Origin of the sequence: Mediterraneibacter gnavus ATCC 29149 (assembly GCF_008121495.1) — a bacterium.
Lineage (GTDB): Bacteria > Bacillota > Clostridia > Lachnospirales > Lachnospiraceae > Mediterraneibacter > Mediterraneibacter gnavus.
The window spans coordinates 611,751-626,142 of the sequence record NZ_CP043051.1 but is presented as its reverse complement, the minus strand read 5'-3'; the positions used below and the strand labels follow the sequence as shown (position 1 = coordinate 626,142).

The following is a 14,392-nucleotide window of genomic DNA, read 5'->3' as shown; positions in this document are numbered from 1 at the left end:
GAGAATGACAATGGAAAAAGAATTAGAGCAGATGTTACAGACAGTTTGCAGCAAAGGAATAAAAGAGGCATCCAGTGAAGAGATCTACGCAGCGCTTCTTCAGTGGTCCAAAGAAAAAATGAATGGTATGAAACACAACGAGGGAGACAGAAAACTGTACTACATTTCCGCAGAATTTCTGGTAGGGAAACTCTTGTCCAACAACCTGATCAATCTGGGTGTATTTGAAGAAGTCAGAGAAGTGCTGAAAAAACACGGACACGATCTGACAGAGATTGAAGAAGTAGAATTGGAACCATCTCTTGGAAACGGAGGATTGGGACGTCTGGCAGCATGTTTCCTGGATTCCATCGCAACACTCGGACTCAATGGAGACGGTGTGGGACTGAACTATCACGACGGATTATTCCTTCAGAAATTTTCTGATAACAAACAGTGGGAAGAGAAAAATCCATGGATCACAGAAAAGAGCTGGCTGACAAAAACAGATGTGAGTTTTGAGGTTCCGTTTAAAGATTTTACCCTGAAATCTACCATGTATGACATTGACGTACCGGGATATCAGAGCGGCTGCAACAAACTGCACCTGTTTGATCTGGACAGTGTAGATGAGAGCATCATTGGAAATGGAATCCAGTTCGACAAACAGGAGATCCATAAAAACCTGACATTGTTCCTCTATCCGGATGACAGTGATGAAGCAGGACAGCTTCTGCGTATTTATCAGCAGTATTTCATGGTCAGCAATGCAGCACAGCTGATCCTCAAAGAAGCCGAGGATCGTGGGGTGAATCTGTATCACCTGCATGAGCATGTGTGCATCCAGATCAATGATACACATCCGACTATGGTCATTCCGGAACTGATCCGTATCCTGACAGAACAAAAAGGATTTAATATCGATACTGCAGTGGACGTGGTGAGCAAGACTTGTGCGTATACAAACCATACGATCCTGGCAGAGGCGCTGGAAAAATGGCCGATCTCTTATCTGGAGAAAGTGGTACCGCATCTGATGCCGATCATCCGCGAACTGGATCGAAGAGTGAGAAGAGATTTCCACGATCCGAGAGTGTATATCATTGATGAGATGGACCGCGTGCACATGGCACACATTGATATTCATTTCGGATATGCAGTAAACGGTGTGGCAGCGCTTCACACAGAGATTTTAAAAGAATCTGAGCTGAAACCGTTCTACGATATTTATCCGCAGAAGTTCAACAACAAGACCAACGGAATCACATTCCGCAGATGGCTGGTACACTGCAATCACAATCTGGCAGAGTACTTAAAAGAACTGATCGGACCTGGATATATGGAGAATGCAGAAGAACTGGAAAAACTTCTGGCATATCAGGATGATGAGAATGTTCTCGCAAAACTGAAAGAGATTAAAAAAGAAGCAAAAGCAGAATTAAAGAAATATCTCAAGATGACACAGAATGTGGAGATTGATGAAAATTCTGTATTTGATATCCAGATCAAACGTCTCCATGAGTATAAGAGACAGCAGATGAACGCACTGTATGCGATCTACAAATACAAAGAGATCAAAAAAGGAAATCTGCCGAAACGTCCGCTCACAATGATCTTCGGAGCAAAGGCAGCACCGGCATATACGATTGCCAAAGATATCATTCATCTGATCCTCTGCCTGCAGCAGCTCATTGACAATGATCCGCAGGTAAGCCCGTACATGAAGATCGTGATGGTAGAAAACTACAATGTGACAAAGGCAGAGAAACTGATCCCTGCATGTGATATTTCCGAGCAGATTTCTCTGGCTTCCAAAGAGGCTTCCGGAACCGGAAATATGAAATTTATGCTCAACGGCGCTGTGACGCTCGGAACAGAAGACGGAGCAAATGTGGAGATCCATCAGCTTGTCGGCGATGACAATATTTACATTTTCGGAGAAAAATCTGAAAAGATCATCAAGCTGTATGAAACAGGAGAATACTGTTCGAAAGATATTTACGAAAACGATCCGATGGTAGAAGAGCTGGTAGACTTTATTATCAGTAAAGATTTGATCCGCATCGGAGATCCGGTGAACCTGGGACGTCTGTACAAAGAAATCGTAGGCAAAGACTGGTTCATGGCACTTTTGGATGTGAAAGATTATATCAGAACAAAAGAGCAGATGCTTTCTGATTATGAAGATGAAAAAGCGTGGGAGAAAAAAATGCTGGTGAACATTGCCAAAGCCGGATTTTTCTCTTCCGACAGAACGATTGCAGAGTATAACAGAGACATCTGGCATCTGTAGGATATGGCAAAAGCCAAAGGAGAGAGTAAAATGAGAAAAACAGGAATTTTGATGCCTGTATCTTCCCTCCCGTCTCGAACGGGAGTGGGAGAGATGGGGGCAGAAGCATATCATTTTCTGACATTGTTAAAAGAAAGCGGTATAAGGATCTGGCAGATTTTGCCGATGAATCCGGTAGGATACGGAAACTCCCCGTATCAGCCATATTCTTCCTGTGCAGGGGATGAGTTATATATCAGTTTGGATACGCTGTATGAGGAAGGGCTGTTAAAAGAAAGACCAGAAGGGTTTCACGAATATGCGACGAAAGTCGATTATGATGCTGTGCGTCTGCACAAAGAGCCTTATTTAAGAGAAGCTTTTCAGACATTTCTTACAAGTGGCGGCTGTGAGACAAAAGACTATCAGGAGTTTGCAGATCAGAGCTGGGTATATGAATATGGTGCTTTCCGTGCGCTGAAAAAGGCAAACGGGGGATGCTGCTGGAATGAATGGAAACAGGAAGATAAAATGTGGCCGGATGCGAGAACGGATTTGGCGCCTGAGTTAGAAACAGAAGTGCAGTATCATATGTTTTTACAGTATGTATTTTTCAGTCAGTGGATGAAACTGAAAGAAAAGGCCAATGCGTATGATATTCAGATCATGGGAGATGTGCCGTTTTATGTGGGGGTAGATTCTGTGGACGTGTGGGCAGCAAAAGACAATTTCCTTCTGGATACAGACGGAAGGCCGATCTTTATTGCAGGAGTTCCGCCGGATTATTTCAGTGCGACCGGTCAGAGATGGGGCAATCCAATCTACAACTGGGAATATTTAAAAGAAAACAACTATCAGTTCTGGGTGGACCGGATCGGATACAGCAGCAAGCTGTTTGACATTATCCGGATCGATCACTTCCGGGCGTTTGACACCTTCTGGAAAATTCCGGCAAGTTGTCCGACAGCTGTGGAAGGCGAGTGGATTGAGGCGCCGGGATATGAAGTGATTGACACGCTCAAAGAGAAGATCCCGGGTGTAAATCTGGTGGCGGAAGATCTGGGAGATCTCAGACCGGAAGTACTGGAATTGAAGGATCACTATCATCTGAAAGGCATGAAGATCCTTGTATTTTCGATTGAGACAAAAGGAAAATATGCATATGACAGCTTCCGCGATGTAGAAAATATGATCGTGTATACGGGAACGCATGACAATGATACTTTGATGGAGTGGTATCATAATCTGACCTGCGCGGCGAAGCGTAAAGTGCGCAGATTTCTCACACGTGAGGGAATCAGGCAGGGAAGTGTCAAAGACCGTCTGCTTGCTTATACATTAAAGAGCAAGGCAGAATATGCGATCATTCCGATGGCGGATATTTTAGGGCAGGGAAAAGAAGGGCATCTGAATACACCGGGGACAGTCGGTTCTCCGAACTGGGAGTGGAGAATGCCGGACTTTACACTTGCCGGGAAAGAACTGAAACGATATAAAAATCTGATCACATTCCGGAACTAAAGGAGAGACAACATGCAATTTGCTGGAATTTTTCATAAAACATCAGAACAGATGAGTTATGCGTTAAATGAAAATGAGCTGATCGTAAACTTAAGAACAGGATATGATGTCAGACGGGTATTCATTCATTATGGAGATCCGTTTGAATCGGGAATCCTTGGCGGAAACGAGAAATGGACCGGAAAGAGAGAGGAAATCTGTTTTAAGAAACGTTTGCGTCACCAGCTCTGGTGGACAACGACATTGGTTCCAAAGTATAAACGCTGCAAATATTATTTTGAATTACATACAGAGGAAGAAGTCTGGTATTATTTTGAGGATGGATTTCTGACAGAAGAACAGATGCAGATGGACGGAAGGATGCTGCAGTGCTTTACCGTACCGTGGATGAATCCTGCGGATATTAATGTGACACCAGACTGGGTCAACGAGACAGTATGGTATCAGATTTTTCCGGACCGGTTCTGCAGGGGAGCAGATACGAAGGAAGAGGCCGGTGTGACGAAGTGGCGCACTGGTACTGTGACCAATGAAGAGAGGTTTGGCGGAAATTTAAATGGAATCCGGGAAAAAATTCCTTATCTGGAAGGGCTCGGAATCACGGGAATCTACCTGAATCCCATTATGAAAGCAGAATCCAACCACAAATATGACACCACAGATTATACGGTGATCGATCCTCATTTTGGAACGGAGGAAGAATTTAAAGATCTGGTAGAAGAGGCACATCAGCATGGGATTCGGATCATGGTGGATGCTGTGTTCAATCATTGTGGAAGAAAGTTTGCACCATGGCTGGATGTTCTGGAGAAAAAAGAAAAATCTGCGTATGCAGACTGGTTTATGATCCATGACTGGGAAACAGTCGAAAAACGGGCAGATACGAGAGACGGACGGTTTTATTCATTTGCATTTACTGATGGAATGCCAAAGCTGAATACAAATAACGAAGAAGTAATTCAATACTTCTGTAAAATATGCGAAGACTGGATCCGCAAATTCGATATTGACGGAATCCGGTTTGACGTGGGAAATGAAGTTTCCCACCGTTTTCTGAAAAAAATCCGGGAGCATTTAAAACAGATGAAACCGGATCTGTACTTACTGGGTGAAATCTGGCATGATGCAAGTCAGTGGCTTCTGGGAGATGAGTACGATTCTGTAATGAACTATCCTCTGATGAGCGGAATCCATGATTTCTTCTTAGATCGGGGAATGGAAAAAGAAGAATTTGAGTATATGGTGAACCGCTGTTATACGATGTATATGCAGCAGAGCAACAATGTGATGTTCAATCTTCTGGATTCTCATGACACGCAGCGTCTGATGAGTCGGTTTGATGATCTGGATCTGTTTTACCAGCAGCTTGCCGTGTTGTTTACAATGCCGGGAAGTGCCTGCATTTATTATGGAACAGAGATTGCAATGGAAGGCGGTTTTGATCCGGACTGCCGCAGATGTATGCCGTGGCAGGAACTGGATTCATCCGAAAACCAGGAAAAAATCCAGATCATGCAAAAGCTGATCGCAATGCGGAAACAGGAAGCAGCCTGCAAAAGTCTGTATTTCCATTTTCCGAATGAGTATGAGAAGAGACGTCTTGTGGAGTATATCAAACTGGATCAGGACGGCAATCAGCTGGAAGTACTCTTAAACTGTTCTGAGGAATCGGTATCAGTAAAAGAAGAGGGAGAAGTTTTGTTTTCCCGCAGATTTGAGCAGGGTGTATTGAAGAAAAACGGAACTTTGATCAGAAGAAAGAAATAAAGGAGAACGTCAATGGAAGGGACAAGAAAAGAACACTGGTGGAGGGATGCGGTGATCTATCAGATTTATCCACGCAGCTTTCAGGACAGCAATGGAGATGGGATCGGAGATCTGCGAGGGATCATTCAGAGACTGGATTATTTAAAAGAGCTGGGAATCGATGCGATCTGGCTGTCTCCGGTCTGCAAATCCCCGCAGGATGACAATGGATATGACATCTCTGATTATCAGGATATCGATCCTATGTTCGGAAGTCTGGATGACATGGAAGAGCTGATAAAAGAAGCCAAAAAGAGAAATATCCGGATTATCATGGATCTTGTGTTAAACCATTCTTCTGATGAGCATCGCTGGTTTCAGGAGGCAAAGAAAAGCAAGGATAACCCGTACCATGACTATTATGTCTGGAGAGATGGGAAAGAGGGCGTGTATCCGAATGATATGAGATCCGTATTTGGGGGACCTGCCTGGGAATGGGTGCCGGAACTGGAACAGTACTATTTTCACCAGTTTTCGGTAAAACAGCCGGATCTGAACTGGGAGAATCCAAAAGTGCGCCGTGAGATCTATGATATGATCCTCTGGTGGATGGAAAAAGGAGCGGGTGGATTCCGTCTGGATGTGATCGATCAGATTGCCAAGGAGCCGGATCAAAAGATCACAAACAACGGACCGAGACTCCATGAGTTTATTCAGGAACTGAGCAGGGAAACATTCCAAAAGGGAGATCTGATCACAGTAGGAGAGGCATGGGGCGCAGATATTGAACGCGCCAAATTGTACAGCAATCCGGATGGAAGCGAGTTTTCTATGGTGTTCCAGTTCGAGCATATTGGTCTGGATCAGCAGGAAGGAAAGTCGAAATGGGATGTGGCGCCGCTTCCAGTAGTGAAATTAAAACAGGTGCTTGCAAAATGGCAGAGAGAACTGCACGGATGTGGATGGAACAGTCTGTTCTGGAACAATCACGATCTGCCAAGAATCGTGTCCCGTTGGGGAAATGATCAGAAATACCGCGTGGAATCTGCAAAGATGCTTGCTACCTTGCTGCATGGAATGCAGGGAACTCCTTATATCTATCAGGGAGAAGAACTGGGTATGACAAATGTGCGCTTTGCAGATATCAGCCAGTATCAGGATATTGAGACACTGAATATGTACAAAGAGCGTCTGGATGAAGGATATAGCAAGGAAGAAATCATGAACTCCATTTATGCAAAGGGCAGGGACAATGCAAGAACGCCGATGCAGTGGAGTGGTGAGGTGAATGCAGGATTTACAAAGGGAACCCCATGGTTGGAAGTGAATCCGAATTATACGAAGATCAATGCCGAGTCGGAACTATCCGATCCCGATTCTGTATTCTACTATTATCAGAAGCTGATCCGGCTGAGAAAAGAACATTCCGTGTTTGTAAACGGAGAGTTTACACTTTTGATGGAAGAGGATCCGCAGGTGTTTGCCTATATAAGAAAAGAAGGCGATACAGAAGTCCTGGTATGTGCAAATTTCAGTGAAACACCGGCAGCGTGCGATCTTTTGAGTGAATGGAAAGACGGAGAGGTACTGATCTGGAATTATAAGGAAAAAGGAGAGACTGGAGTGCTCAGACCTTATGAAGCAATGATGATCAGAAGATAAATAGAGAATCCATATTTGAGAGAGGGGGAGGAATCTTCCTCTCTTTTTACGTAATAAGAAACGATGGAGTTTTCAAGGTGAAAAACAAATTTCAACTTTCTCTTTTTAAATAATCGTGCTATAATGCAGAAAAGCATAAAAATTCTGGTTTTCTAAGCGGAACCATACCGCATCTTTTATTCTAAGTCATATCGGAAAATCTCTATGCTTTGATTTCAATCTAAAACAGCAGAGAGGTTTGAGGGAAAGATGCCGTATTGGAAAGCCTCCTGCAGCTATTTTCATTCAAGGAGGTATTTATATGAACCAGACAACACCAACACAGCCTGTAAACAGACTGTACAAATCGAGGATTTTTGCCATGCTCTACAGTGACAGGAAAGATCTGCTCGATCTGTACAATGCGGTCAGTGGAAAACATTATGAAGATCCGGAATTGTTGGAAATCAATACACTGGAAAATGCAATCTACATGTCGATGCATAATGATCTGTCCTTTCTCATTGATTCCAGACTTTCCCTGTATGAGCATCAGTCCACCTACAGTCCCAACCTGCCCCTGCGGTATTTGTTTTATATCTCGGATCTGTATTCCGGGATGACAAAAGATGAAAACCTGTATGGTACGAAATGCATTCAGATCCCGACTCCGCAGTTTGTGATCTTTTACAATGGAAGTCAGGAACAGCCGGATCGAAAAATTTTAAGATTGTCTGATGCGTATTGCGTCAAAGAAGAACATCCGGCATTGGAGCTGACTGCGGTGATGCTGAACATCAACCGCGGGCATAATGAGAAGTTGAAGGAAATGTGCAAATCTCTGAAGGATTACTCGGAATATACTGCAAGAGTGCGGGAGTACGCCCAGGTAAAGCCGGTGGAAGAAGCAGTGGAACAGGCAATCAGTGAGTGTATTCAGGAAGGGATTATGGCAGAGTTTTTGAAACAAAACAGAGCGGAGGCGAAACAAGTGAGTATTTATGAATATGATGAGGAAAAGCATATGCGGCAGGAGCGGGAAGCGTCCTGGGAAGAGGGCAAATTGGAAGGGAAAATTGAGCTTCTTAGAATGCAGATTCAAAAGAAACTGGTAAAAGGAAAATCTATTTCTGAGATTTCAGAGGAACTTGAAGAAGAGGAAGAGGTTATTGCAGAGATGATCCGAGAAATGGGAGAAGAGAGGGCAACGGGCAAAGAAGAACAATAGAAAATACATATTTGGGGCTGTCGGGAATTAACCGATAGCCCCTTGCTAACTTTGATTGCGTTGGTGTTTATACAAAAGATAAAGAACAACTCGAAAAATATAATCTTTTACCGGCTAAAGTCATGTTAGAGATAGCAGACCAAAAGTCTGTGAAAGGGTTAGGATATATTGGCGGAGTAATGGGACCGAAAGAATTTACGGACAGTAAATCTTATGTTGTTCAGATGCTTTGTTCCAGCAAACACAAAATTTCTTATGTAGAACCTACTCTTGTGTATGGAAACGGACGCAATGATATCGTGTTTAGCTCGTACAAACTGTCTGTTTTGTGCGAGCTTTTTTCATAGCTGCAGTTTTCTGTTGTAAAAGATGTTGTTATCCGCCATATTATGCAGAAATCCGGTTCTTGACTTTGTGTGGTAAAATGTAGAAAAAGGAGGGAACAGCATGAAAAACGGAACAGAACATGATATGACACAAGGAGCAGTGGCCGTTCCTCTGATTGGCTTTACGATACCACTGGTACTCGGTAATTTTTTTCAACTTTTTTATAATGCAGCGGATTCCATCATTGTAGGTCGATACGTGGGGGAGCGTGCATTGGCAGCAGTCGGAACATCCACACCGGTGATGAATCTTGTCATCCTTTTGATCAGCGGTCTTTGTATGGGGGCAAGTATTTTGATGAGTTCCCAGTTTGGAGCGGGAAATTATGAACAGTTATCCCGTCAGATCAGTACCACATTGTTGTCCGGCTGCGGATTTTCAATCGGTTTTTCCGTGCTGACAATCTTGGTGTCAGAACCATTGCTTCGGCTGATACAGGTACCGAAGGAAGTGATGCCGGATGCGCTTGCGTATCTCAGGATCATTTTTATCGGAATTTTGTTTACGTTTATTTACAATTTTCTTGCCAATACACTTCGGGCACTGGGCGATAGTAAAACGCCGCTGTATTTTCTGGTTGCCAGTGCAATTTTAAATGTGCTCGGAGATCTGCTTTTTGTGGCAGTATTTGGATGGGGCGTGGCGGGAAGTGCCATTTCAACGGTATTAAGTGAGGCCAGCAGCTGTCTTTTTTGTGCGTTGTATATCAGGAAGCGGGTTCCGCTTTTGTGCCTGGGAAAGCGGTGGTTTGTGTTTGATAAAAGTTTGATGAAAAAGACTATTAGTTATGGAAGCACCAGTGCCATGCAGCAAGTCTGCCTTCAGATTGGAAAGACAATCATTCAGGCAGTGGTCAACACCCAGGGAGTCAGTGTAATGGCAGCATTTACGGCAGTAAACCGCGTGGATGATTTTGCGTATATTCCTCAGCAGAACATCGGGCATGCCATGACGACTTTTATTGCCCAGAATAAGGGGGCAGGCAAAAGAGAAAGAATCCGCAGGGGACTTCAGAGTGGAATCGGGATTGAACTGGTATATGGTCTGATCTTGCTGGTTCTGATGTATTTTGGTGCAGAGAAGATTATGGGATTGTTTACCTCTCAGGAAGATGCACAGGTGGTGACTCTGGGAAAGTCTTATCTGCATCTGGTTTCCTGGATGTATATTCTTCCGGCGATAACGAATGGGATTCAGGGATTTTTCCGTGGCATGGGAGATCTGAAGGTGACACTGTACAGTACTTTTATGAATATGGCAGGGCGTGTGCTGGCAGTTATTGTGATGTTTCTGGTATTCAACTTGGGATTTGTAAGCCTTGCGTGGGCGAATCTGATCGGGTGGATCGTGATGCTTCTTTTTGAAATCCCTCTTCTGATGAGACAGTTAAAAGAGCTGAGAAAATAAAAACAAGGCTGCTCTTGCAGGATTTTTCAAGATAAGATACAGTAGATATAAAACAGTGATCCAGGGAGGAAAACAAACGATGAATACTATAAAAGTGAGAAATTTAGAGATTGGCACAGGAATGCCGAAAATCTGTGTTCCGATAGTGGGAAAAACAGTACCGGAGATTTTAGAAAACGCAAAAAGTGCAGTACAGGCAAAAGCAGATGTAGTGGAATGGAGAGTGGACTGGTACGAAGATGTATTTTCGTTTGAGTGTGTCGAACATGTCTTGCGTAAGCTATGTGAAATTACAGGAGAGATTCCGCTTTTATTCACATTCCGTACACTGCAGGAGGGCGGAGAACAGGCAATCGATGCAGCGGCGTATAGAGAATTGAATGAAAAAGCAGCCCGGACTAAGATGGCAGATCTGATCGATGCAGAATTATCAGCAGGAGAGAAAACGGTGAAATCTCTCATAAAAACAGCGCATACCTTCGGAGTGAAAGTGGTGGTTTCCAATCACGATTTTGAGAAAACTCCTTCCAAAGAAGAAATCGTGGCAAGACTTCAGAAGATGCAGGAACTTGGGGCAGACCTTCCCAAGATCGCAGTGATGCCGCAGTGCAGGAAAGATGTGCTGACATTGCTTGCGGCAACGGAAGAGATGGCAGGAACCTATGCCGATCGCCCCATCATCACGATGTCTATGGCAAAAGATGGAGTGATCAGCAGACTCTGTGGAGAAGTATTTGGCTCTGCGCTGACTTTCGGGGCGGCAGGACAAACATCTGCGCCGGGGCAGATTGAAGTGGAGAAACTAAGAGGAGTGCTTGAAATTTTTCATTAGAGAAAGAGGCATTTATGCGAATCAAAGCAAAAGAAATTGCGCAGGAACTGGGGCTTTCGGAGGCAACGGTATCTCTGGCTCTCAATAACCGTCCGGGAGTCAATGCCAATACAAAAAAGCGGATTTTGGAATGTGTAAGAGCAAAGCAGGAGAAAGAACTGAAGAATTTTGAGACACAGGAAAATTCGATTCAGGGCGAAGTGATGATGCTCAACTACGTTAAAAACGGAATTATTATGAAGCGAAGTCAAGACCGCCATCCTGCAATGCCATTAAGCTAGTGTATTGACACGATGATATTTAGCAATACTACTGCCCTATCAGGAAGCAGTAGTAAATGTGGGATATAGTGAACTGAGCTTTATTCTGGCATCGTGGGTTCTAAAATGCCAGTTGACCTTTGCTGCCAGTGTATTCCGTTCCGTTTCCCATGCGGACAGTTCGCTGCGTAACTGTTCTATTTCAGCGATGCGGCGGCTAAGGCATTGCCTGGTCATTACATTAAGCTCTATTTCAGCAATATCCAGCCAGCTGCAATGCTTGGGCGTGTAATGTATCTCCAGTTTTTTTATGATACGCCTTTCTTCTTCTGCCGGATACCGTTTGTACAGGGATGACGGTTTATGGGTATTAAGGTTATCCATCACAAGGAGGATCTTTTCGGCATCGGGGTACATGTTGTCCACAAGATACCTGATTTCCTCTGCCCAGTCTGTGGCTGTACGGTGTTCACGTACACTTACATGGTGAACGCCTCCGAGCGGTTCCACAAAAGCAAAAATGCTGACGGTGCCGTTGCGGACATATTCCGAATTGGTTTTCTGGTCGCTTCCGGGAATCATTGGCAAAGGCTCCCTGATCTCTCCCAAAAGCTGGTACGGTTTCTCATCCATACACACAACCGGATGATTCTCATCATAGGGGAGTTCATACATATTCAGGACAGCTGTGATTACCAGAAAATTTTAGTTAAATATCAACAAGCCAATACACTAGGTGTTCGAGGTTTTGTTCGAATTTGCATTGAAACATGTGCAAGAGGATATTTTGGTGCTTGGAAATACAGATTCAGAAAAAAGGGCATGCTGATAAGACAGATGATGTTCATCTGTCAAAAATGACAATCTTCAGTGGTAGAGCCTAACCCGGATAAACCGGAAAAGTTATTTTTATTTTCTACCCCTTGTGTTATTCTAAAGAAAAAGGGGGTTTTTATATGTTACTCACTGATAAATACGTTGATAAAATTCATGGCATCATTACCTGTTATGACCGCATGATCATTCAGGGATATATCCCAAACTGGAGCCATGCGGAAGCAATGACTGCCTATATGAAACTCAACGGTATCCGTATTTTTGATTATCCCACCAGTTTCTCCCAGCCCCTTACGGAACAGGTCCGTCAGAATGCGGAAAAGATTGCTCACGAAAATGGAATGGAAATTGAGTTCATCCGAAAACTCCATGCTTTTCGAAAAGATGACCGCATCCAGAACATCATTGCCGAAACCGGAAAAACGGAAGGTCTGATCCATATCTTTTCTGCTATGGAATGCTGTAATACCTACAGGCCCTGGCATGATAAAACAACTGGGAAGACCTTCCTGAAGTTTGACCAGAGCAAGTGTCTTCATTACTATTTCTATTTTATCGACAGGGAACTTGGCCTTTGCTATCTTCGTGTCCCTACATGGCCGCCTTTCCGTCTTCAGTTTTACATGAACGGTCATAACCTGCTCGCCTATAAGCTTGATAAAAAACAGCTTTCTTACCGGATGCAGGACAACGCGTTCCTTGAAATCTCCGATATTGAAACTGCTCAGAAACTTTCTGACCGTATCAACCCGCAAGGGCTCCATAAAGTTCTCGATGTCTTTGCCAGACGCTACAGTCCCGTTCCGGAATCTCTCGGGCTGGGTTATACCTGGACGGTTCAGCAGATCGAATGTGCCACGGATATCATGTTCCGTAAGCCGGAATACCTGGCACCAATCTATGATGAAATCATCCACACTGCGATATATACTGTGAAGCCTGACAACATCGCCACTTTCCTTGGACAGCGAATCACTTATAACTGTACCAAAGAGATTGGCACAAACTATAATCAGCGCATCCTCGGAACGAGGATCAAGCACCACATGGGTGATGTGTCCATAAAAATGTATGACAAGTTTGGCTGTGTACTGCGAATTGAAAGCACCTGCAATGATATCAGTACGTTCCGTGTGGAGCGGGAAGTTCAGCATAGGGATGGAACATCCGATATTCGGAAAGACCCTTTAAAAAAGAGTATTTACAGTTTATATCAGTTATTCACAATCCTGAAATCTGCGAATTACAGATACCTTGAATTTATCTCATCCTTTGATGATCACAGCAGCGGCAGGAAGAAATTGGATGAAGTCAGTCATTCCCGGAGGGAAAAGGAACGAACCTATCGCGGATTCAACTTTTTTGATTCTCGTGATCTGTCTGTACTGGAAGCCATCAGCAAAGGGGAATACATGACATTCGGGATACAAGGAAAACAGATCCGCCAGCATCTTCCGAAAATCACTCCGTCTGCCATGACAAGGATCTTTAAACGTCTGAAAGTCCATGGACTGATTGAAAAAATCCCAGGATCCTATAAATATTTGATAACGGCTCTTGGAAAAGAGATCATAGCTGCTGGTTTATCGATAAAAAACCTTATCCTTGTTCCGGCGCTTACATCTTGATTTTCCTGATGCCGAAATTTTGCCATTTTGCGTAGAAAATCATTTATAAGTGGCCTAAGGCTATCGATATCCGAAATGAATCGCACTGATTCCACGGAGGGGCCGGTCAAATTGTTGGAATTTTTCTTTTACAGCATGGACGTATTTCAACATCAACTTAATGATATCAATAGGTTTATCGGAGTCCCTGCGAATAAAGAACTTTCTTGCTGTTTTCAGAGCAGAAGAAATGTCGATTTCGTAAAGATATTTGTTATCATTCTTCCGTTCTTTTTTCTTGCTTTCTTCAGCTGCTTCGTTAGCAATGAAGATTCCGAAATTATAGAGTGTCAGATTTGCATAGATTTCCTGTTTTAGGAATTCGGGTTTTTTACTGTGGAAGTACAAAAGCCCATTTGCATGCTTAAGATAACGGAAAGAAATTTCAATGCCCCATCTCCAGTGATAGCATTCCTTGATGTCTTCCATAGTAAAGCTGTGGGGCAGATTTGTGATGAGATACTCATATGTATTTTCTGCAGTTTTTATTTTTACGACACGAAACTGCATGAAGTAAAGATGTCTCCTATCTCTGTTAAGAAGCTCATAAAAATGAGGTGTGTTTTTACTCGGATTAATATATCGGTACACATCCGACTGATCTTTCATAACATT

General features: G+C 43.6%; 11 protein-coding genes. 9 read left to right on the top strand and 2 right to left on the bottom strand.

The features are described from left to right. Positions 1–10 precede the first annotated feature (10 nt). The 8 genes from FXV78_RS03150 (at position 11) to FXV78_RS03110 (ending at position 11,294) form a co-directional block, all read left to right on the top strand. Positions 11–2,272 (top strand): glycogen/starch/alpha-glucan phosphorylase, encoded by a 2,262-nt coding sequence (locus FXV78_RS03150; protein WP_009245106.1) that lies wholly within the window; start codon positions 11–13, stop codon positions 2,270–2,272. 30 nt (positions 2,273–2,302) lie between these two features. Then, positions 2,303–3,772 (top strand): 4-alpha-glucanotransferase, encoded by a 1,470-nt coding sequence (gene malQ, locus FXV78_RS03145; RefSeq protein WP_023923989.1) that lies wholly within the window; start codon positions 2,303–2,305, stop codon positions 3,770–3,772. 12 nt (positions 3,773–3,784) lie between these two features. Then, entirely contained in the window at positions 3,785–5,539 is a 1,755-nt protein-coding gene (locus FXV78_RS03140) for a glycoside hydrolase family 13 protein (protein ID WP_004842567.1), read from the top strand. Positions 5,540–5,551: 12 nt separating this feature from the next. After that, positions 5,552–7,180, top strand: coding sequence for a glycoside hydrolase family 13 protein (locus tag FXV78_RS03135; RefSeq protein ID WP_004842569.1), 1,629 nt, complete (start codon positions 5,552–5,554; stop codon positions 7,178–7,180). 301 nt (positions 7,181–7,481) lie between these two features. Beyond that, entirely contained in the window at positions 7,482–8,387 is a 906-nt protein-coding gene (locus FXV78_RS03130; protein ID WP_054337198.1) for an RpnC/YadD family protein, read from the top strand. Between the two features lie 447 nt (positions 8,388–8,834). Continuing rightward, positions 8,835–10,181, top strand: coding sequence for an MATE family efflux transporter (locus tag FXV78_RS03120; protein ID WP_004844865.1), 1,347 nt, complete (start codon positions 8,835–8,837; stop codon positions 10,179–10,181). Positions 10,182–10,260: 79 nt separating this feature from the next. Further along, positions 10,261–11,013 (top strand): type I 3-dehydroquinate dehydratase, encoded by a 753-nt coding sequence (gene aroD, locus FXV78_RS03115; protein WP_009245101.1) that lies wholly within the window; start codon positions 10,261–10,263, stop codon positions 11,011–11,013. A 14-nt stretch (positions 11,014–11,027) separates the two neighbouring features. Then, entirely contained in the window at positions 11,028–11,294 is a 267-nt protein-coding gene (locus FXV78_RS03110) for a helix-turn-helix domain-containing protein (RefSeq protein WP_004844868.1), read from the top strand. 39 nt (positions 11,295–11,333) lie between these two features. Here FXV78_RS03110 and FXV78_RS03105 read toward each other — a convergent pair whose 3' ends face one another. Further along, positions 11,334–11,948 (bottom strand): IS630 family transposase, encoded by a 615-nt coding sequence (locus FXV78_RS03105; RefSeq protein WP_039960247.1) that lies wholly within the window; start codon positions 11,946–11,948, stop codon positions 11,334–11,336. A 281-nt stretch (positions 11,949–12,229) separates the two neighbouring features. Here FXV78_RS03105 and FXV78_RS03100 point away from each other — a divergent pair, with 281 nt between their 5' ends. Then, entirely contained in the window at positions 12,230–13,738 is a 1,509-nt protein-coding gene (locus tag FXV78_RS03100; protein ID WP_105084792.1) for a MarR family transcriptional regulator, read from the top strand. A gap of 60 nt (positions 13,739–13,798) precedes the next feature. On the opposite strand, the gene FXV78_RS18940 is transcribed toward FXV78_RS03100, so the two are convergent. Further along, positions 13,799–14,386, bottom strand: a complete 588-nt coding sequence (locus tag FXV78_RS18940; RefSeq protein ID WP_378962344.1) for a transposase — start codon at positions 14,384–14,386, stop codon at positions 13,799–13,801. Between the last annotated feature and the right edge of the window lie 6 nt (positions 14,387–14,392).